This window comes from Pseudophaeobacter sp. 1A09344, from assembly GCF_041008745.1.
Taxonomy (GTDB): Bacteria; Pseudomonadota; Alphaproteobacteria; order Rhodobacterales; family Rhodobacteraceae; genus Phycobacter; species Phycobacter gallaeciensis_A.
The window spans coordinates 120,839-144,941 of record NZ_JAXGFS010000009.1 but is presented as its reverse complement, the minus strand read 5'-3'; the positions used below and the strand labels follow the sequence as shown (position 1 = coordinate 144,941).

At 62.6% G+C, this 24,103-nt stretch carries 19 protein-coding genes; 13 read left to right on the top strand and 6 right to left on the bottom strand.

What is annotated here, in order from left to right; all coding sequences use genetic code 11:
* The first annotated feature begins 51 nt into the window (after window positions 1-51).
* From SM765_RS16190 to SM765_RS16175, 4 genes are all read left to right on the top strand, one after another.
* Window positions 52-1,251: a TCR/Tet family MFS transporter gene (locus SM765_RS16190; RefSeq protein WP_274837987.1), complete on the top strand. Its 1,200-nt coding sequence runs from the start codon at window positions 52-54 to the stop codon at window positions 1,249-1,251.
* Window positions 1,252-1,357: 106 nt separating this feature from the next.
* Window positions 1,358-2,452: a Zn-dependent alcohol dehydrogenase gene (locus SM765_RS16185; protein WP_274837986.1), complete on the top strand. Its 1,095-nt coding sequence runs from the start codon at window positions 1,358-1,360 to the stop codon at window positions 2,450-2,452.
* Window positions 2,453-2,481: 29 nt separating this feature from the next.
* Window positions 2,482-3,714, top strand: a complete 1,233-nt coding sequence (locus tag SM765_RS16180; protein WP_274837985.1) for a mandelate racemase/muconate lactonizing enzyme family protein — start codon at window positions 2,482-2,484, stop codon at window positions 3,712-3,714.
* A 105-nt stretch (window positions 3,715-3,819) separates the two neighbouring features.
* Entirely contained in the window at window positions 3,820-4,128 is a 309-nt protein-coding gene (locus SM765_RS16175) for a metalloregulator ArsR/SmtB family transcription factor (RefSeq protein ID WP_335645308.1), read from the top strand.
* Between the two features lie 289 nt (window positions 4,129-4,417).
* Here SM765_RS16175 and SM765_RS16170 read toward each other — a convergent pair whose 3' ends face one another.
* Window positions 4,418-5,266: a fumarylacetoacetate hydrolase family protein gene (locus tag SM765_RS16170; RefSeq protein WP_274831555.1), complete on the bottom strand. Its 849-nt coding sequence runs from the start codon at window positions 5,264-5,266 to the stop codon at window positions 4,418-4,420.
* A 36-nt stretch (window positions 5,267-5,302) separates the two neighbouring features.
* Complete coding sequence (locus SM765_RS16165; protein ID WP_274837984.1) at window positions 5,303-8,299, bottom strand: ABC transporter transmembrane domain-containing protein; 2,997 nt, start codon at window positions 8,297-8,299, stop codon at window positions 5,303-5,305.
* Between the two features lie 242 nt (window positions 8,300-8,541).
* Here SM765_RS16165 and SM765_RS16160 point away from each other — a divergent pair, with 242 nt between their 5' ends.
* Window positions 8,542-8,889 carry a DUF3307 domain-containing protein gene (locus SM765_RS16160; RefSeq protein WP_274829523.1) on the top strand — a complete coding sequence of 116 codons (348 nt, stop codon included), beginning with the start codon at window positions 8,542-8,544 and terminating at the stop codon, window positions 8,887-8,889.
* Window positions 8,890-8,901: 12 nt separating this feature from the next.
* Here the strand turns inward: SM765_RS16160 and SM765_RS16155 are convergent, their stop codons facing one another.
* Window positions 8,902-9,360, bottom strand: coding sequence for an Lrp/AsnC family transcriptional regulator (locus SM765_RS16155; protein ID WP_274829522.1), 459 nt, complete (start codon window positions 9,358-9,360; stop codon window positions 8,902-8,904).
* 145 nt (window positions 9,361-9,505) lie between these two features.
* On the opposite strand from SM765_RS16155, the gene SM765_RS16150 reads away from it, so the two are divergent.
* Together SM765_RS16150 and SM765_RS16145 are read left to right on the top strand one after the other, a co-directional pair.
* Complete coding sequence (locus SM765_RS16150; RefSeq protein WP_274838033.1) at window positions 9,506-12,928, top strand: indolepyruvate ferredoxin oxidoreductase family protein; 3,423 nt, start codon at window positions 9,506-9,508, stop codon at window positions 12,926-12,928.
* Between the two features lie 303 nt (window positions 12,929-13,231).
* Window positions 13,232-13,669, top strand: a complete 438-nt coding sequence (locus SM765_RS16145) for a response regulator (RefSeq protein WP_274839011.1) — start codon at window positions 13,232-13,234, stop codon at window positions 13,667-13,669.
* A gap of 25 nt (window positions 13,670-13,694) precedes the next feature.
* Here the strand turns inward: SM765_RS16145 and SM765_RS16140 are convergent, their stop codons facing one another.
* A complete protein-coding gene (locus SM765_RS16140; RefSeq protein WP_274837981.1) occupies window positions 13,695-14,360 on the bottom strand; it encodes a TetR/AcrR family transcriptional regulator in 666 nt (221 codons plus the stop codon).
* A 351-nt stretch (window positions 14,361-14,711) separates the two neighbouring features.
* Between SM765_RS16140 and SM765_RS16135 the strand changes: the two genes are divergently transcribed.
* A complete protein-coding gene (locus SM765_RS16135; RefSeq protein WP_274837980.1) occupies window positions 14,712-15,194 on the top strand; it encodes a GNAT family N-acetyltransferase in 483 nt (160 codons plus the stop codon).
* 88 nt (window positions 15,195-15,282) lie between these two features.
* On the opposite strand, the gene SM765_RS16130 is transcribed toward SM765_RS16135, so the two are convergent.
* On the bottom strand, window positions 15,283-15,912 hold the full coding sequence (locus SM765_RS16130) for a glutathione S-transferase family protein (RefSeq protein WP_274837979.1): 630 nt from the start codon (window positions 15,910-15,912) through the stop codon (window positions 15,283-15,285).
* A 75-nt stretch (window positions 15,913-15,987) separates the two neighbouring features.
* Entirely contained in the window at window positions 15,988-16,482 is a 495-nt protein-coding gene (locus tag SM765_RS16125) for a class I SAM-dependent methyltransferase (RefSeq protein ID WP_368947785.1), read from the bottom strand.
* A 275-nt stretch (window positions 16,483-16,757) separates the two neighbouring features.
* On the opposite strand from SM765_RS16125, the gene SM765_RS16120 reads away from it, so the two are divergent.
* The 5 genes from SM765_RS16120 to SM765_RS16100 are packed head-to-tail and all read left to right on the top strand — an operon-like array spanning window position 16,758 to window position 24,000.
* The gene (locus SM765_RS16120; RefSeq protein ID WP_274837977.1) at window positions 16,758-18,530 is read left to right on the top strand and encodes an ABC transporter ATP-binding protein; all 1,773 of its coding nucleotides are present in this window, start codon (window positions 16,758-16,760) and stop codon (window positions 18,528-18,530) included.
* Window positions 18,523-20,475 (top strand): ABC transporter substrate-binding protein, encoded by a 1,953-nt coding sequence (locus tag SM765_RS16115; protein WP_274837976.1) that lies wholly within the window; start codon window positions 18,523-18,525, stop codon window positions 20,473-20,475. The genes SM765_RS16120 and SM765_RS16115 overlap by 8 nt, the downstream gene beginning before the upstream one ends.
* Window positions 20,475-21,503 carry an ABC transporter permease gene (locus SM765_RS16110; protein WP_065272294.1) on the top strand — a complete coding sequence of 343 codons (1,029 nt, stop codon included), beginning with the start codon at window positions 20,475-20,477 and terminating at the stop codon, window positions 21,501-21,503. The genes SM765_RS16115 and SM765_RS16110 overlap by 1 nt, the downstream gene beginning before the upstream one ends.
* Window positions 21,500-22,657: an ABC transporter permease gene (locus SM765_RS16105; protein ID WP_065272293.1), complete on the top strand. Its 1,158-nt coding sequence runs from the start codon at window positions 21,500-21,502 to the stop codon at window positions 22,655-22,657. The genes SM765_RS16110 and SM765_RS16105 overlap by 4 nt, the downstream gene beginning before the upstream one ends.
* Window positions 22,654-24,000: a CoA transferase gene (locus SM765_RS16100; protein ID WP_274837975.1), complete on the top strand. Its 1,347-nt coding sequence runs from the start codon at window positions 22,654-22,656 to the stop codon at window positions 23,998-24,000. Before SM765_RS16105 ends, SM765_RS16100 begins: the two co-directional genes overlap by 4 nt.
* The last annotated feature ends 103 nt before the right edge of the window (window positions 24,001-24,103 follow it).

Sequence of the window (24,103 nt, the reverse complement as noted above, 5' to 3'; positions counted from 1 at the left end):
CACCAGAATGGGACACGGGAAAGACGGTTTGGCAGAGGCTGTGCCCTTCTGATGCGCCTGCCGCTGGTCTTTGTTCTGCTGACCGTGATGATCGACGCCATGGGCATCGGTCTGATCATGCCGATCATGCCCAGCCTGATTGTCGAGGTGCAGGGCGGATCGCTGGCGGATGCGGCGATCTGGGGCGGCGTTCTCAGCACCGTCTTTGCGGTGATGCAATTCCTGTTCAGCCCGGTGCTGGGCTCCTTGTCAGATGCCATTGGCCGCCGTCCGGTGTTGCTGGTGTCGCTATTCGTGATGGCGCTGGATTATCTGGTGATGGCATTGGCCGGATCGCTGTGGTTGCTACTGGCGGGGCGTCTTATCGGCGGCATCACCGCCGCCACCCACTCCACCGCAGGCGCCTATATCGCCGATATCTCGAAACCGCATGAAAAGGCCGCGAATTTCGGCCTTCTGGGCGCGGGCTTTGGCGCTGGTTTCGTGCTGGGTCCGCTGATCGGTGGTCTGCTTGGCGAGATGGGCACCCGGGCACCGTTCTATGCGGCCGCCGCCCTGTCAGCGCTGAACTTTGCCCTTGGTTGGTTCGTGATGCGGGAAACGGTCACCGACAAGACCCGCCGCGCCTTTGACTGGCGCCGCGCCAACCCCTTTGGCGCCTTTCGCGCCATGGCCCGCATTCCTGGTATTGCCAACCTTCTGTGGGTCTATTTCCTCTATTCCGTGGCGATCTACGTTTACCCGTCGATCTGGTCCTATTTCACCGCCGAACGGTTTGGCTGGGACACCAGGGTCATCGGCGTGTCACTGGCCATCTACGGCGTCTCGATGGCGCTGGTGCAGGGCTGGCTCTTGCGCCACTGCGTGCGCTGGTTCGGCGAGCGACGCACCGTGCTTTGGGGGCAAATCTTCGACTTTGTCGCCTTTGGCATTCTCGCCTTCATCACCAGCGGGTCGCTGGCGCTTGCGCTGATCCCGGTCTCGGCCCTTGGCGCGGTGGTGCAGCCCGCATTGCAGGGGATCATGTCCCGCGCGGTGGACGACAACCAACAGGGGGAGCTACAGGGGGTGATGACCGCCGTACACGCCCTGTCGATGATCATCTCTCCGATGATGATGACGCTAACCTTTGCCCATTTCACCCGCGCCGAGACCGCCATCTACCTGCCGGGGGCGCCGTTCCTGCTGGCGCTGGTGCTGATGTTGGGTGGGTGTCTGCTATTCTTGCGCGCCAGCCGTTCCCACACGTAAACGCGCAATCTCCCCTTCAACTCTCCTCTTGCGACAATCAACCGTCCGGGTCACCGTGCGGAAAATGCACGGTCTAAAAAACACGGGCCAACGGGGAGAACGCACCATGCAAACCATCAAAGCCGCCGTCTGCCACGCCTTCGGCAGTCCGCTTGTGATCGAGGAGATTCAGCTGGCCGCCCCGCGCATGGGCGAGGTCGAGGTGACGCTGGATGCGGTGGCCATCTGCCACAGCGATATTTCCTATGCCGAAGGCGCCTGGGGCGGTCACCTGCCTGCCGTCTATGGCCACGAGGCGGCCGGAACGATCACCGCGGTTGGCGGCGGCGTCAACGGATTTGAAGAGGGAGACAGCGTTGTCGTCACCCTGATTCGCGCCTGCGGCACCTGCCCCAGCTGCGCAGGAGGCAAGCCGACGATCTGCGAAACGCCCTATGACGGGGTCAAAAACGGCCCCCTCACCACCGCCGATGGCGGCCCGCTGGAACAAGCCATGGCTTGCGGTGCCTTCGCAGAAAAGGTGGTGGTCGATCAGCGCCAGATCGTGAAGATCCCCGACACCATGGCCAAGGATGTCGCCTCGCTGATTTCCTGCGGGGTGATCACCGGCGTTGGTGCCGCGGTCAATGCCGCCGGTCTGCGCCCTGGGCAGGACGTGGTGGTAATCGGCGCCGGCGGCGTTGGCCTCAACGCCATTCAGGGCGCCCGCATCGCAGGCGCCCGCCGCATTGTCGCCGTCGACATGAGCGAGGAAAAGCTGGAGGTTGCCAAGGAATTCGGCGCCACCCACGGGGTGCTCGGCAGCCAGGCCTCACCCTGGCGCGCCGCTTACAAAGCGCTTGGCGGCAAGGGGGCCGATGCGGTGCTGGTCACTGTAGGCGCCATCCCCGCCTATGATCAGGCCGTGCGCTATCTGGGAAGGGGCGGCAAGGCGGTGATGATCGGCATGCCGCATTCCGGCCAAAAGGCGGAATACGAGCCCGTCGTAATGGCCGCCATCGGTCAGGGCATGGTCGGCTCCAAGATGGGCGATGTGGTGATCCAGCGCGATATCCCCTGGATGATCGACCTTTACGATCAGGGGCGGCTCAAACTGGACGAGCTGATCTCCGGCCGCTGGCGCCTTGACCAGATCAACGAGGCCATCGCCGATACCAAGACCGGCTCAGCCCGGCGCAACGTCATCCTCTTCAACCACTAACGGCTGCCGCAGCCCAAAGGAGCCCTCCCATGAAGCTGCAGAACCTCGACATCATCGTCACCGCACCGCCTGCCCCGGGTTGGGGTGGACGCTATTGGATCCTCGTTAAGGTCACCACAGACACCGGGGTCACCGGCTGGGGCGAATGCTATGCCGCCTCGATCGGGCCGGACGCCATGACCCATGTGATCCGCGATGTCTTTGACCGGCATATGGCGGGCGAGAATCCGGAAAACATCGAGCTGATGTTCCGCCGCGCCTATTCCTCGGGTTTTACCCAGCGTCCCGATCTGACGGTCATGGGGGCCTTTTCCGGCTTGGAAATCGCCTGCTGGGACATTCTGGGCAAGGACAGGGACCGCCCGGTGCACGCACTGCTCGGCGGGCGGATGAACGATCGCATCCGCGCCTATACCTATCTTTATCCGCTGCCCCATCACGACATCGCCGCCTTCTGGACCTCGCCCGATATGGCCGCCGAAAGCGCCACCGAAATGGTGCTGAGGGGCTATACGGCGGTGAAATTCGACCCCGCAGGCCCCTATACGATGCGCGGCGGCCATATGCCCGCGATGCGCGACATCAGCCAGTCGGTCGCCTTTTGCAAGGCGATCCGGGAGGCGGTCGGCGATCGCGCCGACCTGCTGTTCGGCACCCATGGCCAGTTCTCGACCGCAGGCGCCGTACGGCTGGGCCAGGCGCTGGAGCCCTATTCGCCGCTGTGGTTCGAAGAACCCACGCCCCCCGACAATATCGACGACATGGCCCGCGTCGCCCGGCAGGTGCGCATCCCGGTGGCCACCGGCGAGCGGCTGACCACCAAGGCCGAGTTCGGCGCGGTGCTGCGCGCGGGCGCTGCCGAGATCCTGCAACCGGCGCTGGGACGGGCCGGTGGCATCTGGGAGATGAAGAAGGTCGCCGCCATCGCCGAAGCCTTTAACGCGCAGATGGCGCCGCATCTTTATGCCGGGCCGGTGGAATGGGCCGCGAACATCCATCTGGCGGCCTCGATTCCGAATATCCTGATGGCCGAAACCATCGAAACTCCCTTCCACGACGCCCTGATCAAAGGGGCGATCCGCGTCGAAGAGGGCTTCATCCGGCCGCCCGAGGCCCCCGGTCTGGGCATCGAGGTGGACGAGGATCTGGCCCGCGCCAATCCCTTTACGGGTGATGATCTGCACCTCAACATGCAAGAGGCGCCTTGCGACTATGCCAAGGGAAATTCCTTTGCCGGAGGCGCCCCGCCGCTGCCCGAGTGACTCTGTTTCATCGATGGCTTGTGCAACAGGGACAAAATGGGGCATTATACGGTCCATCATTTATCGCAGGACCCCGGACACGTGACCATTCAGCATCCCGATACGATGTCGCCGGATACCCCGATCGACATGGCCCAGCGCGCCGCCGATGCCGCGTCTTTCCTTAAGACGCTGGCCCATGAAGGGCGGTTGATGATCCTGTGCCATCTCGGCACCGGTGAGAAATCCGTCGGCGAATTGGAAGCGCTGCTGAATATGCGTCAGGCCGCCGTCAGCCAGATGCTGGCGCGACTGCGCGACGAGGGGCTGGTCGAAACCCGCCGCGACGGCAAGACGATCTTCTATTCCCTGAAGGACCGGAACACCGAAGAGATCATCGCGCTGCTCTACCGCCAGTTCTGCGGCCCGGAATAAGCACCCACTGCGCCCGGCACCGAGCGGCCCACAGACGTCTCCATTCCAAGACTACACCGGATCAAACCCGCTGGGTTTGAGACCCACGGCACCTGACCCCGTTCGACAAGGACGCGGGTGCTCCCGTGCCTGTCAGGTCCCTTGCCTGCGGCAAAGCCCCAGACACGCTTTGGGCGTGGCGCGGCTTCGCCGCGCCACGCCCAACTGGCACAGGGCATTCCCTGAATGGCCGAAACCAGGCGGGAGTGCCCCGCCTGCCTTTCAACGATGGTGTTTCAGAACGCCCGGATCAGTCGTCCGCACGCACGGTCTGACGTTGACGGCCCAGACCTTCGATTTCCAGCTCCATCACGTCGCCCGGTTTCAGATAGATCGGATCAGGCTTGATCCCCATGCCGACGCCCGGCGGGGTTCCTGTCGCGATCACATCGCCCGGATGCAGGGTCATCAACTGGCTGAGGTGGGCAATGATTTCCGCCACCGAGAAGATCATCTTGCCGGTGGTGCCACTTTGCATGCGCTGACCGTTCACATCGCAGGACAGCGACAGGTTCTGCGGATCGGCAACCTCGTCCCGGCTCACCAGCCAGGGACCGATCGGACCAAAGGTGTCGCAGCTTTTTCCCTTGGTCCATTGTCCGGTCAGCTTGATCTGGAAATCCCGCTCGGACACATCGTTGACCACGCAATACCCGGCCACATAATCCAGCGCGTCTTCTTCGCTCACGTATTTGGCGGTCTTGCCGATCACCACGCCCAGTTCGACCTCCCAGTCGCCAGCGACCGAGCCGCGCGGCAGCACCACATCGTCATTGGGCCCAACAATGGCCGAGGTCGCTTTCATGAACAGGATCGGATGTTCCGGGATCGACATCCCGGCCTCTTCGGCGTGGTCCGAATAGTTGAGACCAATGCAGAGGAACTTGCCCACGCCGCCGACGCAGGGCGCCAGGTCCACATTGCCTTCGACCACGGGTAGGGCCGCCACATCCAGTGCCGCCAGCTTCGCCAGCGCGGCATCATCCAGGGTTGCGCCTGTGATATCCTCTACATGATCCGACAGATCGCGGACCGTTCCATCGGCCGCCAGCATCCCCGGACGCACAGTGTCTCCCACGCGATATCGCAGCAGTTTCATTCTATTCTTCCCGTCTTGTTGGTTGTCTTCGTCAGATCAGCTCGACACGTAGCCGGCCACCACCTGCAACAGCTTAAAGGCCGTCGCGGCGTCGTTTTCCACCACGGCGAGGAACTCTTCCTCGCCGATACGCAGACAGATCAGATTCGTCTGCGCGATCATGCTGAGCGCACGGGGCTCCTTGCGGATCAGCCCCAGCTCCCCGACCAGCCGCCCCGGGCCAACCGTGGCAATCAACCGGTCCTCTTCGCCATCCTGTGGCAGGAATAGCCCCGCTTCGCCTTCGGTGATCATATAGGCACCGTCGCTGGCATCGTCGTCTTTCAAAAAGACCGCATCTCCCGCCTTGGCCTCGTACCAGCGCGCGCCAAAGGCCAGCAACCGCAGCTGGCGCCGGTTGAGACCTGAGAAAAGCTCGGATTGTTCCAGCGCCCGCAGTTTGCGCGCCAGATCCTGGCTGGCGGCGCTGTCGGCCACGGCGGCCTCCTGCATCTGGTCGCTGACCAGCCGCCCCTGGCGCAGCTGGTAGAAAACATCGAAGACTTCGGAACGTTCGAAATCGCTGTCGAGATAGACCAGCGTCGTCTCCGGCAACAGCTTGCGCAGGTTCTTGTGCACCGAAACGCGGGTTTCCAGATCGTAACTCGCCAGCGCCGATTCCAGGATCAGGATATCGGGCCGTTTGATCGTCGCCCGGGCAAAGGCCAGCGGTTCGGCAAAACTGGCAGGCAAGCCCTGCCCGCCCAGCGCCACCGGCAGATCAAAGATCAGTTCGACCACCATGTTGCGGGTGCCATTTTCCACCAGCACGTCCGACACCAGCTTGCGCAGCTCGTCACCGCGGGCGCCGGCAGTGTCGGAGATCTTGCCGAACATGGCGTTCTCCATCACCGTCAGACCCGGGGCAAAGCTGCTGTCGTCGATACGGACAAAGATGTCCTCAAGCGTTTCCATCAGCTCGTCCGCGTGGCTGCGGCGGAACTGCAGGATGCGGTCCTGCATTTCCTGACTGAACGCCGGGCCGATCTGCTCGGCCGAGATGCTGAAGGGCACGATCAGCATCTGTGCCAGCTCGTCCCGGTCCAGCGCATCGACGCCCTTGCTGCGGGTCTTGTCCACCAGCGCCAGCGCCGCCTCATAGGCCGACGGTTCCAGCCCCAGTTTGCGGAACAGCGGGTGGCCGGTACCATCGATACCAAAGATCTGCCGCAGCATGTCCACCACGTCCTGTGTCAGCGTCACAAGGTCGGTGTCCAGCTTCAGCTCGCGCAGCCGGTCCAGAAAATTGACGTGGCGTTTCAGCACCGCTTCGGTGATCGGCTCGCGCAGGGTGGCATACAGCAGGTTTTCCGCCACCGGCAGCGCCGGGTTATAGCGGTCTGGTGCAAAGAAATGCGCTTGCGCCTCCAGTCCAGCCTTTTCAATGGCCGCCTGCACCTTGGGGCGCAGCTCGATCAGGCTGGCGGTCAGGCGAGGATGCGCGTTGCTGTCGAATTTCTGGTCCATGCCGCGCCGGAACAGGGCGGTATCGGTGCCGATGCCCGACACCAGCTGCACCCACCAGTCGCGCAATTCCGCCTCGGTCGAAAAACCCGCAAGCGATGGGTCCAGCCAGGCCGCATCGTAGGGGTCGGGACTGTTGCCCGCCCTCAACGCCGCATCCAGCTGCAACATGTCGCGGGCCTCACCCTGCGGGCGTTGCCGCATCGGCATCATTACGTTGTCCCCGAAAGAGCCCCGAAACAGAACCGGCCGCGAGGTCGCATGACCGATGCGCGAAGCAACGATGGCCTGATGCACCTCGCGCAGATCAAAGGTTGCGACCGTCACGGCGCCCGCCGCAGGCAGCACTTCACGGGTCAGCAATTCGGCCATGGCGCGGCGGTCTTCCTCGGACGGAGCGGCAATGCCGATGACCTTCCCCGCAGGCAGCGTGGCGGTAAGATCCTCCAGCACAAGATTGCCATCGGCGTCGCGCACGCTGACGTCTTTCAGCTCGATATCGCCCTTGAGGCGTGGAATATCGTCAGGTTCGCCGGTCATCAGCGCTTCATCGACCATGCCCGGCGGCGCGAAACGTTCCAGGATCACCTCCCAGCGCAGCGACATGTCCTGCGTCTGGTTGTAATAGGTCAGCAGTTCCTTCCAGGGCGAGGCGATATCCTTGTACGCCGCCAGCGCCGCCACCAGCGCGCCCAGCGACACCTTGCCCTGCAGCACCAGGAAGCCGCCCACGGCGTAAAAGAAGAATGGCGTCAGCTGGGTGATGAAGTTGTTGAGGAACTTCATGAAGAATTTTTTCTGGTAGATATCGAAACGGATATCATAAAGCCGCCCCAGCCGGTCGGTGATCACCGCCATCCGGTAGCGCCAGCCGCCATTGATGCGCAGCGTGGCGGCACCTGCTGCGCTTTCGCCGATTTCCGAGGCCAGCGCCCGCACCTCTTTGATGCGCTCCTTGTTCAGAAGGTTGATGCGCCGCTGCAGCATCGGGATCAACCAGCCCTGAAGCGGGATCAGTGCCACGGCGGCCAGACCGAACCAGAAGCTTTGCACAAACAGGAAATAGAGGATGGTCAGCATCTGCCCGGCCTGCAACACCGGCTGGCTGACGGCATCGCCCATCAGACCGCCCATAGGCTCGGATTCCGATGTCACCATCGACACCAGTTCGCCCTGGCTAACCCGTTCGAAATAGGGCTGCGGGAACCGCAAAACGCGGGCGATCAGCTGATAGCGGAACCGGCGCAGCATCCGTTCGGCCAGAACCCCCTTCATGGTGTTGATGCGCATTTTCAGCAGACCGTGCATCAGCACCGACACCAGAAAGGCCACACAAAGGATCCACAGGAAAGTCAGCTTATCGAAGGAATACCCCAACACCGCAATCGTGTCGGTCTCGGCACCAATGGCATCGTTGATGATACGCTTGGGCAGTTCCAGTGTCAGGTACAAAAGCGGAAACAGGCAGGCCGTGACCACCAGAAGCACGAGCTGATCACGTTTGGAATACTTCCAGATAAAACGGAACAAAGAACGTTCTATGAGACAGCTCCGGATAGGCGTCTGAAATTCGGTACAGCATATGCCTAGCGCGGTTTACCTGTGACAGGCAATGGCAACTGCACCAAAGCCCGTTTTGGCCTGTCGTCGCGGCACAAGGGCACGCAGCATTTGCCATGGCGGCAAAAAAACGTAAGGTTCCCGGACAGTATAGATGACAGGGGACTGTTTTGCCGGAGCATACCGGAACATTATTGCTGCTGCTCTGCCTGATGCAGGTCAAACATATGTTCGCAGATTTCTTTCTGCAGACACCAAAGATGCTGTCGGGCCGCGGCGAATACCTGCACAGCGGTCGTGCGCAGCATGCCGGAGTTCACACGCTGGGTTCCATTCTGGTCTTCGTGCTGATGGGCGCGCCCGTCCTGTTCATCCTGATCACCTGCGTGCTGGAATGGATCGTGCATTTCAACATCGACTACTGCAAGGCGCGCTATTCCGACAGCAAGCAACTGACGCCACAACAGGCGGCTTTCTGGCGCGCTGCCGGTACCGATCAGGCGCTGCACCAGTTGACCTATATCGCCATGGCCGCCGCCTGGCTGAAATACGCGACCTAGGGCACAACCCGCCTAAGGGACAACCGGCCTGTCCCGCTTGATCGTGCGCAGCACCACGTTGGTCTGGGCGCTGGCCACCGCAGGCAGGCGGAACAAGAACTCTTCCAGGAACCGGTTATAGGCCTCCAGATCCGGCGCCAGAACCCGCAGGTGATAATCCGACTGGCCGGTGGTCGCAAAACACTCCTGCACCAGCGAATTGTTCTCAACCGCGCGGATGAACTCCTTCAGCTTTTCCGGATCATGCCGCGTCAGCTGCACATGCACCATGGCGTGAAAGCCAAGCCCCATGGCCGCCGCATTCACCACCGCGCCATAGCGTTCGATCACACCGGCCTCTTCCAGCGCGCGCACCCGCCGCCACAGGGCCGAGGGCGACATGCCTACCGTCTCGGCCAGATCCGCATTGGAAATACGCGAATCCTCCTGCAACAGGGTCAATATACGGCGGTCGCGGTCGTCCAGCTTCATTGTAACGGTTATCCAGTTCAAAATAGTGATCAACACCGGTTAATTTATCCACAAATCACCAAAACGCCAGTAGATGTGGCAAAATTTTCCGCCTCAAATGGATTATCCTTTCGCGATCACAGACTACCCGCGCGAGGACTCCCCGATGACCAAGCTGAGCCACGACTTCCGCAGCTACCAGCTCGATGACCGTTACGAGATGACCAAGGGCCGCGTGTTCCTGACCGGCACGCAGGCGTTGGCGCGGATCATGCTGGACCAGTCCCGCCGCGATCAGAACGCCGGGATGAACACCGCCGGTTTCGTTTCGGGCTATCGCGGCTCGCCTCTTGGCGCCGTCGATCTGGAATTCTGGCGCTCTCGCAAGCGGATGGAAGAGGCCAAGGTCAAATTCATGCCCGCCGTGAACGAGGATCTGGGCGCCACCGCCGTTCTGGGCGCGCAGCAGGCGGTTCTGGATCCCCATTGCGAGGTCGAGGGTGTCTTTTCCATGTGGTACGGCAAGGGGCCGGGCGTCGACCGTTCTGGCGATGCACTGAAGCATGGCAACGCCTATGGATCTTCTGAGAAGGGCGGCGTGCTGGTGGTTGCGGGCGATGACCACGGCTGCGTCAGCTCCTCGATGCCGCACCAGTCGGACGTGGCCTTCATGGCCTGGTTCATGCCGGTGCTGAACCCGGCGGATGTCTCCGAATTCCTGACATTTGGCGAATACGGCTTTGCCCTGTCGCGCTATTCCGGCACCTGGGTCGGCTTCAAGGCCGTGTCGGAAACCGTGGAGAGCGCGCGGTCCGTGGAATTGCAGCCGGATCGCGACTTCATCCTGCCCGAACTGCCCCCCTACCCCGGCGGGCTGCACATCCGCCGCGCCGATCTGCCCTCGCCCGAGATCGAGACCCGGATCCAGGCCAAGATCAAGGCGGTGCGCGCCTTTGCCGAAGCCAACCCGATCGACCGGCGCATCTATGACATCAAGGACGCCAAGTTCGGCTTTGTCACCACCGGCAAGGGGCATCTCGACCTGATGGAGGCGCTGCGCCTTCTGGGGCTGGACGAGACCGCCTGCCGCCGACTGGGTATCGACATCTACAAGGTCGGCATGGTCTGGCCGCTGGCCCGCCCCGAGGCGCTGCGCTTTGTGAACGGCAAGGAAGAGGTGCTGGTCGTCGAGGAAAAACGCGGCATCATCGAAAGCCAGTTCAAGGAATATTTCTACGACTGGCCCGGCGACAAGCCCAAGAAAATGGTCGGCAAATACGACAGCAAGGGTGAGCCGCTGATCCCATGGACAGGGGAGCTGAGCCCGCTGCAACTGGCCCCCATCGTGGCCGCGCGGCTTGATGCCTTCTTCCCCGAAGAAAACCTGCCCGCCAAGGCCGCAGCGCTGACCGCTGAGCCACCCAAGCTGATCAACGTGCCCGGCGCCACCCGCACGCCCTATTTCTGCTCGGGCTGCCCGCACAACACCTCGACCAAGCTGCCCGAAGGGTCCAAGGCGTTTTCCGGCATCGGCTGCCACGTCATGGCCAGCTGGATGGACCGCGACACCGCAGGCTATGCCCAGATGGGCGGCGAAGGTGTGCCATGGGCGGTGGCCTCGCAGTTCAACGGCGGCAAGCATGTGTTCCAGAACTTGGGCGAAGGCACCTGGTATCACTCGGGCAGCCTGGCGATCCGGCAAGCGGTCGCTGCCAAGACCAACATCACCTACAAGATCCTTTATAACGACGCGGTCGCCATGACCGGCGGTCAGCCGGTGGACGGGCCGGTCAGCGTATCAGGCATCGCCCAGACCTGCCGCGCCGAAGGGGTGGACCGCATCGCGCTGGTCTCGGACGATATCGCCAAGTTCAACCGCGCCGATTTCCCCGCCGGAACCTCCTTCCACGACCGCGACGAAATGGACATCGTTCAGCGCGAGTTGCGCGAGATCCCCGGTGTCACCGTGCTGATCTATGAACAGACCTGCGCCACCGAGAAACGCCGCCGCCGCAAGCGCGGCAAGATGGAAGACCCGAAGAAATTTGCCTTCATCAACGATCTGGTCTGCGAAGGCTGCGGCGATTGCTCGGTGGAATCCAACTGCCTGAGCGTTGAGCCGAAAGAGACGCCCTTTGGGCGCAAGCGCAAGATCAACCTCTCCTCCTGCAACAAGGACTTCTCCTGCCTCAACGGCTTTTGCCCCAGCTTTGTCACCGTTGAGGGTGGCGAGCGGCGCAAGAAGCAGCCCGCCGGTCTGGATGCAGACCAGCTGGTGGCCCGCCTGCCCGCCCCGGACCTTCCCTCCCTCGCCGAGCCATTCGATCTGCTCGTCACCGGGGTGGGCGGCACAGGCGTTGTGACCGTCGGCGCGCTGATCACCATGGCCGCGCACCTTGAAGGCAAGGGGTCGAGCGTGCTGGACTTCACCGGCTTTGCGCAGAAATTCGGCACCGTTCTCAGCTATATCCGCCTGTCGAACGCGCCCGAAACGCTGAACCAGGTGCGTATTGATCAGGCCGCTGCCGATGCGGTCATTGGCTGCGATGTGGTGGTGTCCTCCGCCCCCAAGGCCTCGGCACACTACCGTGCGGGCACCAAAGTGGTGCTGAATCGCGCCGAAATGCCCACGGGCGATCTGGTGCTGCGCCGCGATGCCGACCTGATGACCGGTCTGCGCGAAAAGGAGATCGAAGCGGTGGTTGGCGCCCAGAACCTATCGGGCTTCAACGCCAACGAGGCGGCAGAGGCGCTCTTGGGCGATGCGGTTCTGGCCAATGTGATGATGCTGGGCTTTGCCTGGCAAAAGGGGCTGGTGCCAGTCAGCGGTGCGGCCCTCAGCCAAGCGATCGAACTCAACGGCGTGGCCATCGACAAGAACCACCTCGCCTTTGCCATCGGGCGCGCCATGGCGGTGGATCCCGCGCTTGTCAGCCAGTTCTACGACGAAACCCCGGAGGAAGGGGAAACGTTGCAGCAGATGATCGACCGCCGCGCCGCCTTCCTGACTGAGTATCAGGACGCTGCCTATGCAGAGCGCTACCGCAACACGCTGGAGCAGCTGCGCAGTTCCTTGCCTGCGGACGTGCAGGACGATCTGGTGACGCACGCGGCAAAGTCGCTGTTCAAGCTGATGGCCTATAAGGATGAATTCGAAGTCGCCCGCCTGCTGACCGCAGACAGTTTCAAGGAGCAGATCGCGTCGGAATTCGACGGCAACTATTCAGTCAAATACCACCTCGCGCCGCCGCTGCTGGCGCGCGGCAAGGACAGCCGGGGCCGCCCCAAGAAAAGCGCCTTTGGCGCCTGGCTACGCCCGGCTCTGTCGGTCATGGCCAAGGCCAAGGGCCTGCGTGGCAGCGCGTTCAACCCCTTTGGCTATCACGCCGAGGCCCGCCTGCACCGCGACCTTCTGGACTGGTACGAGGCGGCGCTGACCAAGGTCGCACGTGCCTATGGCGCGGACCGGCACGACACCTGCGCCGACATCCTGGCAGCACCGATGGAGATCCGGGGCTATGGCCCAGTCCGCATGGAGGCCGCCGCCAAGGTGCGCCAAGAGGTCGACCAACAGCTCGGCCAGCTCTGAGTGCCGTCTCTCCCGATCAAGGGCGCGCCTGCCTCTGCGCAGCGCGCCCTTTTTTGATCCAAAACTCTTGCTTATCCAGCACCGCTTTCCGCTGTCCCGGATTGAAAACGCCTCTCCCATCGGGCTGCACAGTGCGACCGATTGCGGCCAGTGCCGGATTGGCAATTGTAAAAGTAGCCACAGAAATGCATAATTTTCGAACGATGGGTGACTTCGTTCCGATAAGGACGCAACGCGCCTTGGGAAACCGGCCAAGCAGTGCCGGGACACGCACACCAGACGGTTCGGAAAGGGCCTGCCTGTATGCCAACTGAAATGAACATCCTTCTGGTCGAAGACAGCGACCTGGATGCGATGATCCTGGAACGTACTTTGAAACGGCTTGATCTTCCGGCAACCGTCGTGCGGGCGCGTGACGGCATCGAAGCACTGGATATCCTGGCGGGAACAGCCCCGGGGATATCAATCGAAAGCCCGTTCCTTATCCTGCTGGATATCAACATGCCGCGCATGAACGGCCATGATTTTCTGAGCGCCCTGCGCGCCAACCCGGACACGGCAGATCAGATCGTCTTCATGTTCACCACATCAGACAATCACGCGGACATTGCCGAGGCTTATAAGCACAATGTCAGCGGATATTTCATCAAGCCCCAAGGTGCGGCCGAGCTGAAGACGCTGCTGACCTCTCTTTTCCGGTTTTGGGAGATTTGTCAGCCGCCTGTGCCCAGCCCCGCCTAGGCGATGGTCGCCAGACCCGGTCGACTCAGACGTCCCAGTATCTTTCCGTGTAGATGGCGAATTCTTCCAGCTCCTCCGGCAGGGGTTCTTTGCCTGTGAAGACCCGCAGGTAATGAGGCGTCATCTGCAACCGTTCCTTATGGCTCTCGTTCGGCTCCGCCATGTCATAGCCAAGCTGCATGTAGTAAAGAACCTTGGCCCGGGTCTTTGCCTCCAGCTCCGGATAGCCATAGCGGGAGAACATGTCGCTAAGCGCTTTCACCCTCCTTGCATCGGAACGGTCCAGCAGGCTGCGCACCTTGCCCGAGCGCCGCGCCCAGTCCCGCACCGCGAAATCGAGCGCGGTATTGAACAGATCCGGGTTGGCAATGCAGTGAAAGACGTTCAGCACCGCACCCGTGATCGCGGCGGCAGGGGCTTCGGTCTGGGCAACCATCGCGGCGGTGTTGGTCTGCTCCCACGTCTGCAACAGCGCATCCAGCAGATCCTGCCGCGATTTGAAATACCAGTAGAAGGAGGAGCGCGACACGCCCATGCGCTCGGCCAGGGCCAGCACCTTGACCTGCTCAACCCCGTGGCTGATCAGCACATCCATCGCCACATTCAGCCAGTCGGCCCGGGTAACCTTGACGTTGCCGGTCAGGGGTTCGGCGGTGGGATCATCCCGGTGCAGGATCGGTTTGGGGGGCATGGACAGAACACCTCGTGACGTGCGCCAATCAGGGCAACAAACATCCTGCGGCGCCCACCGCGCCTTGTCCACCGCATTTGACGGTGTTGCGACATTTGTCTCATTTTAAGGCCAGGGCACCTGCGCTCTCGAAATCGTGTCCGTCCATCGTGCGGGCCCGCACCGCCCGCAAATGAACGGTCATTGAGCACCCGCATTTTGTATGCGAGCCTTCACCCTGAGACGGTTTCTAAGGTGACATGAAATGAGCAATGCCTGCACAGTGAGATGCCGCGAGAACATCCGCGGTCATGCCATCTGCCACCGCAAGGGAAACGAGACTACCCGCCCGATTGCCTCGGAGAAAAACCAATGAGCGTGACAGTCCGAGCGTTCAGGGCAGAAGATGCAGAGGCGTTCCGTACTCTTCACCGGGCCTGCCTCGCGTATTACCAGATTGTCCCTGCCACCCATGATCAAGAAGAGCGGGTGCTTTCACTGCTCCGCGCCGAAAGGCACATGGCGTGCCATCTGGCCTTTGATGGCACCCAGCCCGTCGGGTTTGCCACATGGGGACTAAGCTTCCCGGCAGGCCCGGGCATATCGTTGGTGATGAAAGAGCTATTTGTTTCACCGAGCGCACGACAGAAAGGTGTCGGAAAAGCATTGCTATCCGCCCTCATCAATGTGGCACGTCGCGAGGGCTGCACACGTTTTGACTGGGCCACAGACGGCACCAACGGTGGCGCACAACGATTTTATGAGGCGCTTGCAGCACCGAAAATGACCAAGCAGAGTTATCGCGTAGCCGAAACGGAATTTGACGCCTTTCAAGCGCGAATTAAGGGCAAGTAGCGCCTGATTAAATCCTGATATTGGCTCCGAACTCGGGCTGTCAGGACGTGCCATCGCTGCGCGAGACCTCCTCCTCTGCCCTCCCGGCCTACAACTGCGAACTTGGACGCTCCCGAATGGCCTCCTGCCAGGCCAGCGTGGCCGTGTTGGCTTCGGGCACCCGCATCTTGATCACGCGAGCAAAGTCGACAAAGACGAAGGCCGAGATATCCGCCAGCGTGAAATGATCAGTGGCAAGGAATGCGCTGTCCTGCAGACGCTCTTCCAAAAGATCAAAGAACCGCGCGGTCCGCGCCTGTCCCCGTTCGGCCAGCTCAGGGATCTGGGCATAGTGATCGGGGCCGGGAATGGCGCGGTTTTCAAACGCCGGGTGGGTGTTGCGCAGCGCCTCGGCCACGGGGGCGCCGCCCTGCTGTTCGACGATGGAGTTCCACATCAGCACCAGCCCTTTTTCATCGGCGGTGCGTCCCATCAACGGCGGTTCCGGATGCGCCGCCTCCAGATAGGCGGCAATGCCAAGGTTCTCGGTCAGGACAGTGCCCGCATCAGTGACCAGAACCGGGATCGTCGCGCGCGGGTTCACCGCCAGAAAGGCCGCGTCCAGCTGCTCACCCTTGGCGATGGAAATGTCATGGGTTTCAGGGCTCAGCCCTTTCTCCGCAAGAAACATCCGCGCCCGACGCGGGTTCGGCGCGGTGGAGCAATCGTAGAAAATCATGGCGGCCTCCCTCTGTTACTGCCAGCCTAGGGGCAGGGCAGCACGTGAGGCCAGCATGACAGAGCGTCGCGCGGATCAGGAGTCGCGGCGGTAGATGAAGCAGCGCCCCTCGACCGCGTCCGGCGGCAGGGGCATTTCGCGCAAGCTGTCAAAATACATCCGGTCCGAGGACACCATCATGCCGCCCACCGCCAGCAGCGGTTCGATGAGCGGCGACACCAGCCGGGCAAAGGCATCGTTCTTGGCGCGGTTGTGACCGCCCAGATCCGCGTGGATCAGACTGGCGGTCGCACCGAACCGTTCCACAGCTGCCGGTAGCGTTTCACGCACATCGCCAAGGATCGTCAGATCCTCGGGCGGGGTGCTGTCAGGATGCGAGGCAACAGCGCGTTCGAAAACATAGATATCCCGGCCAGTGATATTGTGCTTCATGTGGTGGTAGGTGCGCCCGTTCCCAAGCCCCAGCTCAAAGACCGGGCCGCTCATACCAGCGGTTTCGGCAATGGCGTAATCCAGACAGGCACGCTGGGACACCATGCGATCGATAAAAAGGTCCAGACGGGTGATCATGTTACGGTCTCCTTGCACGCCATGGCCGCGCGGCGGCCAATCCCGTGCAGATGTGTCAGACTTTTACGCAAATGTGTAGCGAATAGCGAAAACGGCCTGAGCGCCTTCACAATTGCGTAAAGACCCCACCGGCGCGTCATATTTCCCGCATCTGGGGCTGCTATCTGCGAATGGGGTTTGACTAGTGCCCGTAGGCCGCGCGATGGTGGGGGAAAAAACAGGGAAACGGGAAGATCATGAAGAGACATCACCGGACCTCAGACGGGTTGAACTGAATGGCGCCGCTGTTGTCAGTCGAGGGCCTCAGCATCGGCTTTGGCCGGGATGAAGCTGTCGTGCGCGATGTTAGTTTTGACGTTGCCCCCGGCGGCACCTTGGCGCTGGTCGGGGAAAGTGGTTCCGGCAAGACGATCACCTGCCGCGCCGTGCTGCGCATTCTGCCACGTGCCGCCCAGATCCGTTCTGGCCGCATCACCCTCCACGGCGGCGACGCGCCGCTGGAGCTGAGCCGCCTTGGCGAACGGCGCATGCGGGATGTGCGCGGCAACCGGATCGCGATGATCTTTCAGGAGCCGATGCGCTCTTTGTCGCCGTTGCACCGGATCGGCAACCAGGTCTCCGAAGTTTTATGGCTGCACGAAGGCAAAAGCGAAGCCGCCGCCCGCAAGGAAGTTCTGGAGTGTTTCGAACGGGTCGGTTTTCCCGAGCCGCAACGCACCTATGACTCGTACCCCTTTGAATTGTCCGGGGGCATGCGCCAGCGGGCGATGATTGCCATGGCGATGGTGGCAAAACCCGATCTTCTGATCGCGGATGAGCCGACCACGGCGCTGGACGTGACAACGCAGGCACAGGTTTTGGGCCTGATGAAGGAATTGCAGCGCGACACCGGCATGGCGATGATCCTTGTGACCCACGATCTGGGCGTCGTTGCCAATATGGCCGAAGAGGTGGTGGTCATGCACAAGGGCCGGGTGATGGAAGCTGGTCCTGCTGCACCGATCCTTTCGGCACCCGCGCATGCCTATACCCGGGCGCTGATCAACGCCGCGCCCAAGATCCCCGCCGCCACGCAGGCTGTGCCGCCAGAGCCCAAGGAAGATCTGATCCTTGAGCTGAAATCGGTGTCCAAGACCTACACCCTGCGCGCCGGAAAGGGCTGGGCTGCCCCCACTCTTATACACGCCTGTCGCGGCGTCGATCTGAAACTGCCACGCGGCAAGACGCTGGCCATCGTCGGCGAAAGCGGCTCTGGCAAGACCACCGCCGCCCGCATCGCGCTTGGCGCCGAACCGCCGGATCCCGGCGGCGAGGTTCTGTTCCGCCCCGATCCGGATGGTGAGATCGTCAAGGTTCACCAGATGGACCGCGCCGCCCGCACCGCGTTTCAGCGCGAGGCGCAGATGGTGTTTCAGGATCCCTATTCCTCGCTCAGCCCGCGCATGCGCATCGCGGACACCATGACCGAGCCGCTGGAGATCCACGGTATCGGCACCCCCGCCGACCGCCGCGACAAGGCAGCAAAGATGCTGAAGACCGTCGGCCTTGGCCCCGAGATGCTGCAACGCTATCCGCATGCCTTTTCCGGCGGCCAGCGCCAGCGCCTGTCGATTGCCCGTGCGCTGATGCTGGATCCCTCGCTGATCGTCTGCGACGAGCCGACCTCGGCGCTGGACGTGTCGGTGCAGGAACAGATTCTGCGGCTGTTGGAAAACATTCAGGAACAGCAGGGGCTGTCCTATCTCTTTATCAGCCACGATCTGGCGGTGGTGGCGCGGATCGCCGATGAGGTCGCGGTGATGCGGCGCGGGCTGATCGTCGAGCAGGCTCCACCGCAGACGCTGTTCCACAACCCGCAGCACCCCTACACCAAGGCGCTGATCGCAGCGCAGCCGGAACCCGATATCGGGCGCCCGATCAATCTGGATCTGGTTTCGCAAGGCGCCGGCGCGCCGGACAGCTGGCCCGAACATTTCAGATTCATAGGAGCCGAGGCCCCGCCTCTGGTCATCCTGGAACCCGGACATAAGGTACGTTGCCATGTATAACGCCCCGAAACCCGCGACAAAACGAACCGCCCTGAAACCCGTACTGGCCATCGCGCTGGCCGCACTTCTGGCACCGCTCGCCGCGCTGGCAGGCACGCTGCCCACCCCGCAGGAAAGCGCCTTCTGGGATCAAGAGGTCGCCTCTGGCAACCTGCCCAAGGCGGCAGAGCGCCTGCCGGATGCGCCGCTTGTGGTCAATCTGGAGGCCAAGGGCCGTGCCTTTGGCGTGCAGGGCGGTGCGCTCAACACCATGGTGACCCGGTCGAAAGACATCCGCCAGATGGTGGTCTATGGCTACGCCCGGCTGGTCGGCTATGACGCGGATTACAAACTGCAATCGGATATCCTGCTGGGCTATGAGGAAGAGGACAACAAGCGCTTTACCTTGCACTTGCGCCCCGGGCACCGTTGGTCGGATGGATCCCCGTTCACCTCGGCCGATTTCGAATACTGGTGGAAGGACATCGCCAACAACCCGCTGCTCAGCCCCGCCGGGCCGCCGGAATTTCTCCGCGCCGAGGGAGAGCTGCCCGAGGTCACATTCCCGGATGAAACCACCGTCATCTTTGAATGGCAGAACCCGAACCCCAGCTTTTTGCACCATCTGGCGCAGGCGCGCCCGCCCTTCATCTACCGGCCCTCGGCCTATCTGAAGCAGTTCCACGCCGATTACGCCGACCCGGCCAAACTGGCCGAGGAAGTGGATTACGCCCGCGTCAAAAGCTGGGCGGCGCTGCACAACAAATACGACAACATGTACAAGTTCGACAATCACGAGCTGCCCACCCTGCAGCCGTGGATGAACGCGACGGCGGGCAAGAAGATCCGCCACTTGTTCGTGCGCAACCCCTATTACCACCGGATCGACGCCAAGGGCGTACAGCTGCCCTATATCGACACGGTGGAGATGGAGATCGTCTCGGGCGGGCTGGTGGCTGCCAAAGCCAACGCCGGAGAGGCAGACCTTCAGGCCCGTGGTCTGGGTTTTCGTGACATTCCGATCCTGCGCAAGGGCGAAGCCGACGGCGGCAACTACAGGACCTTCCTCTGGGGCACCGGCACCGCCTCGCAGATCGCGATCTATCCGAACCTCAACGTAAACGATCCGGTCTGGCGCAAACTGCTGCGCGATGTTCGGGTGCGCCGCGCCCTGTCGGTCGCCATCAATCGCGCCGCCATCAACAAATCGCTCTATTTCAAACTGGCCAAGCCCGGCGCCATGACCGTGCTGGAAAAAAGCCCCTTCTTCGATCCCGCCCTGCGCGAAGCCTGGGCGCAGTTCGATCCCGATCTGGCCAATCAGCTGCTGGATGAGGTCGGGCTGACCGAAAAGGATGGCTATGGCATCCGCCAACTGCCCGACGGGCGTCCGATGGAGCTGATCGTGGAAACCGCCGGAGAGCGGCAGGAGGTCGAAAACGCCCTGCAGATCATCACCGATGATTGGCGCGACGTGGGGGTCAAACTGGTGATGCGTCCGCTCGATCGCGACATCCTGCGCAACCGGGTGTTCTCAGGCACCACTGCGGCCTCGGTCTGGTACGGCTGGGACAACGGCCTGCCACAGCCCTATACCTCGCCCGCCTATCTGGCGCCGACCGATCAGGTCTTTCTGGCCTGGCCGAAATGGGGGCAATATTACCAGACCGGCGGAGAGGTCGGCGAAGCGCCCGATATGGAACCCGCCCAGCGCCTGATGGAGCTGGCACATGACTGGCGGATCGCCACCACCGAAGCGGAGCGGGTCGCCGCCTGGAAAGAAATGCTGAAAATCCATTCCGAGCAGGTCTACGGCATTGGCCTTGTGGCCGAGGCGCCGCAGCCCGTGGTGGTGTCAAACCGCCTGCGCAACGTGCCCGAACGCGGCATCTGGGCCTGGGATCCCGGCGCTCATTTTGGTGTCCACCGCATGGATGAGTTCTTCTTCGAGGATGGTCAGGGCTGATGGAAATCCTGCGCTACGCCATATACCGCTTCGGCACCATGCTGCTGACGCTTTGGGTGGTGTCGGTGCTGATCTTCGTGATCATCAACCTGCCACCCGGCGATTACCTGTCCAACCAGATCGCCGAGTTGCGTGCCAGCGGTCAGACCGCAGGCGTGGCCAAGGCAGAGTTCCTGCGCACGGAATACGCCCTCGACAAGCCCATGTGGCAGCAGTATTTCATCTGGGCGGGCTTCATGCCAGGCCCGCACGGCTTCTCAGGCCTCATTCAGGGCAATTTCGGCTGGTCCTTTGAATTCGACCGCCCGGTGGCCGAGATCGTCGGCGACAGCCTGTGGCTGACGGTTCTCGTCAATCTCGCAGCGGTTCTCTTTGTCTATATGGTGGCCCTGCCGCTGGGAGTTCTGGCGGCGGCGCGCTCGCGCACCTGGGTGGATTACACCTCGGCCTTTGTCGGTTACCTCGGTCTGGCGACGCCGAACTTCCTCCTGGCGCTGATCCTGTTCTACTACGGCCATCGCTGGTTCGACCTGCCCATCGGCGGGCTGATGGACCCCATCTACGAAGGTGAGCCGATGAGCTGGGACAAGGTGAAATCGATCCTCATCCACCTGATCGTGCCGACCTTCGTGATCGGCACCTCGGGCGCCTCGGCGATGATGCAGCGGCTGCGCGCCAATATGCTGGACGAGCTGGGCAAACCCTATGTGGAAACCGCGATTGCCAAGGGCATGGCGCCATCGCGGATGCTGGCGAAATATCCGCTGCGGGTGGCCTTCAATCCCTTCGTGGCCGACATCGGCAACCTGCTGCCCTCGATGGTGTCAGGATCGGTTCTGGTCTCGGTGGTGCTGGGACTGCAAACCATCGGGCCGGATCTGCTGCAGGCGCTGAAATCGCAAGACATGTTCCTGTCGGCCTTCATCCTGATGTTCGTCGCCCTTCTGACCCTGATCGGCACGATGATTTCGGACGTGCTGCTGGTCCTTCTGGATCCGCGCATCCGCTATGAGGGGCGCGACGCATGAGCAAGCTGCCCGACGGTCGCTATGTCGACGATGCCCCCTATGACGCCGAACAGTCCCTGCGCGAGCTGGAGCGCAAGGATCTGGATGCCCCGAACTGGGTGCTGATCTGGCGCAAGTTCAAGACGCACCGGCTGGGCCTGATCTCCGGCGCCTTCCTGCTATTCTGCTATCTGATGCTGCCCTTTGTCGGCTTTGTCGCGCCCTATGGCCCGAACGAACGTCACAGCGAGCATCTCTATGCGCCGCCGCAGGAGATCAATCTCTTCCACGAGGGCGAGTTCCTCGGCCCCTTCATCTACCCGATGACCTCTGAGGCCAATCTGGAAACCTTCCAGTGGGAGTTCAAACCGGATCTGGACAACCCGCTGCGGCTGAAATTCTTCTGCGAAGGCAGCTCCTACGATATCGCCGGGCTGATCCCGGCCGACACCCATCTGGTCTGCGCGCCCGGCGCCGATGTGCCGCTGTTCCTTTGGGGCTCGGACCGGCTGGGCCGCGATGTCTTCAGCCGCATCCTTTATGGCGCGCAGCTGTCGCTGACCGTCGGTCTGATCGGGATTACGGTCTCCTTCGTTCTAGGCATCTTTTTCGGCTCTATTGCGGGCTATTTCGGTGGCCGGATCGACTGGGTGATCAACCGGGTGATCGAGATCCTGCGCAGCCTGCCGGAGCTGCCTCTGTGGCTTGCGCTCTCAGCAGCCGTGCCCTCTAACTGGTCTCCGGTGGCGGTCTTCTTCATCATCTCGGTGATCCTTGGCATATTGGACTGGCCCGGCCTTGCGCGCTCGGTGCGGGCCAAGTTCCTGTCCTTGCGCGAAGAGGAATACGTGCGCGCCGCCGAAATGATGGGCGCCACATCGGGCCGGGTGATCCGCAAGCATCTCCTGCCGAATTTCATGAGCCACCTCATCGCCTCGGCAACCCTGTCGATCCCGGCGATGATCCTGGGCGAAACCGCGCTTTCCTTTCTGGGCCTGGGCCTGCGCGCGCCTGCGGTCAGTTGGGGCGTGATGCTGAACGATGCGCAGAACCTCGCCAATATCGAGATCTACTGGTGGACCGCCATTCCCATGCTGCCCATCGTGGTGGTAGTGCTGGCCTTCAACTTCCTTGGTGACGGCTTGCGCGACAGTCTGGACCCCTATCAACAATGACCCTGCTTGCCGCCCTTCCCGATCCCGCAAGCTATGCCATCACCGGCAGCGGGCACAGGCCCAGTGCCTTTGCGGTGACCGGGCTAGCCACTGCCTCTATTGCTGCCGTCGGCGTGGAGCTGGCCCGCTACATGAAGGTGGCAGGTCTTGCGCCCCGCGCGCCCGAAGTCACCGTGGATCAGCGTTTGGCGGCGCTGTGGTTCGGCTATAGTTTTCGCCCCGCAGGCTGGGAGATGCCATCGCTTTGGGATCCGATTGCCGGGGACTATCCCTGCGCCGATGGCTGGATCCGACTGCACACCAACCTGCCCCATCACCGCGCCGCCGCGCTTCAGGTGCTCGGCTGCGAAGGCACGCCCGAGGCGGTGCGCACGGCCGTCAGCAAATGGGACGGCGACCTGCTGGAGCGCGAGATCGTCGCTGCTGGAGGCGTGTCGGCCACCATGCGCAGCCGCGAGCTGTGGCTGTCGCACCCGCAGGGACAGGCAGTCGGCTCGGAACCGTTGGTACAATGGACCGCCCCCCGCGACGTCTCTCCGCGTGCGCGTCCTGAAGCAAGCGAGGCACGGCCGCTGGCCGGACTGAAGGTGCTGGATCTGACCCGGGTCCTGGCCGGGCCGATTGCCACCCGGACGCTGGCTGGATTTGGCGCCGAGGTGCTGCGGATCGACCCGCCCGGCTGGGATGAGCCGGGGGTGATACCGGATATTTCGCTGGGCAAGCGCATGGCCATGCTCGATCTGCGCAAGGACCCGGACCGGCGCCGTTTCGAGACGCTGTTGGCCAAAGCCGATGTGCTGGTGCACGGCTACCGCCCCGGCGCCCTTGCAGGTCTTGGCTATGATCAGGCAACCCGCGACCGGATCGCCCCAAACCGGATTGAGGCAACGCTCAACGCCTATGGCTGGACCGGCCCCTGGGTGCGCCGCCGCGGCTTTGACAGTCTGGTACAGATGAGCGCGGGCATCGCCGATGCAGGCCGGATCTGGGCAGGCGCGGAGAAACCGACCCCGCTGCCGGTGCAAGCACTGGATCACGCCACCGGCTATCTTCTGGCTGCGGCGGTGATTTCCGCCCTCAGCCGGGCCACCGAGACCGGTAAGACCCCGCAGGCACGGCTGTCCCTGGCCCGCACCGCCGAGCTGCTTGCCAGCCTGCGCCCATCGCAGGGTGGCCCCTCCATCACCCAGGCCGAGGCGCAGGATTATGCACCTTCCCGCGAACATTCCGGATGGGGACCGGGTCTGCGCCTGAAACCGCCGCTTGCGCTGGGAGAGACCGGCATGCGCTGGGACCTACCCGCAGACAAATGCGGCTCTTCCGAGCCGGTCTGGACCAGCTGACCCTTAGCCATCTGGCATCTCCCTCAAGAACGGCAGACCGCCCGCGCCGTGCCCCTGCACGGCGCCCGGCCCACCCCCAGGCGGAGCGCAGAGGCGCTCAGGC

Excerpts from the sequence above, each read along its gene's own strand:
- SM765_RS16110 (WP_065272294.1), top strand. The coding sequence starts at position 20,475 with ATGGAAATCCTGCGCTACGCCATATACCGCTTCGGCACCATGCTGCTG.
- SM765_RS16140 (WP_274837981.1), bottom strand. The coding sequence starts at position 14,360 with ATGCCCCCCAAACCGATCCTGCACCGGGATGATCCCACCGCCGAACCC.
- SM765_RS16105 (WP_065272293.1), top strand. The coding sequence starts at position 21,500 with ATGAGCAAGCTGCCCGACGGTCGCTATGTCGACGATGCCCCCTATGAC.
- SM765_RS16145 (WP_274839011.1), top strand. The coding sequence starts at position 13,232 with ATGCCAACTGAAATGAACATCCTTCTGGTCGAAGACAGCGACCTGGAT.
- SM765_RS16170 (WP_274831555.1), bottom strand. The coding sequence starts at position 5,266 with ATGAAACTGCTGCGATATCGCGTGGGAGACACTGTGCGTCCGGGGATG.
- SM765_RS16155 (WP_274829522.1), bottom strand. The coding sequence starts at position 9,360 with ATGAAGCTGGACGACCGCGACCGCCGTATATTGACCCTGTTGCAGGAG.
- SM765_RS16125 (WP_368947785.1), bottom strand. The coding sequence starts at position 16,482 with ATGATCACCCGTCTGGACCTTTTTATCGATCGCATGGTGTCCCAGCGT.
- SM765_RS16185 (WP_274837986.1), top strand. The coding sequence starts at position 1,358 with ATGCAAACCATCAAAGCCGCCGTCTGCCACGCCTTCGGCAGTCCGCTT.
- SM765_RS16120 (WP_274837977.1), top strand. The coding sequence starts at position 16,758 with ATGGCGCCGCTGTTGTCAGTCGAGGGCCTCAGCATCGGCTTTGGCCGG.
- SM765_RS16190 (WP_274837987.1), top strand. The coding sequence starts at position 52 with ATGCGCCTGCCGCTGGTCTTTGTTCTGCTGACCGTGATGATCGACGCC.
- SM765_RS16130 (WP_274837979.1), bottom strand. The coding sequence starts at position 15,912 with ATGATTTTCTACGATTGCTCCACCGCGCCGAACCCGCGTCGGGCGCGG.
- SM765_RS16175 (WP_335645308.1), top strand. The coding sequence starts at position 3,820 with ATGTCGCCGGATACCCCGATCGACATGGCCCAGCGCGCCGCCGATGCC.
- SM765_RS16115 (WP_274837976.1), top strand. The coding sequence starts at position 18,523 with ATGTATAACGCCCCGAAACCCGCGACAAAACGAACCGCCCTGAAACCC.
- SM765_RS16150 (WP_274838033.1), top strand. The coding sequence starts at position 9,506 with ATGACCAAGCTGAGCCACGACTTCCGCAGCTACCAGCTCGATGACCGT.
- SM765_RS16180 (WP_274837985.1), top strand. The coding sequence starts at position 2,482 with ATGAAGCTGCAGAACCTCGACATCATCGTCACCGCACCGCCTGCCCCG.
- SM765_RS16160 (WP_274829523.1), top strand. The coding sequence starts at position 8,542 with ATGCAGGTCAAACATATGTTCGCAGATTTCTTTCTGCAGACACCAAAG.
- SM765_RS16100 (WP_274837975.1), top strand. The coding sequence starts at position 22,654 with ATGACCCTGCTTGCCGCCCTTCCCGATCCCGCAAGCTATGCCATCACC.
- SM765_RS16135 (WP_274837980.1), top strand. The coding sequence starts at position 14,712 with ATGAGCGTGACAGTCCGAGCGTTCAGGGCAGAAGATGCAGAGGCGTTC.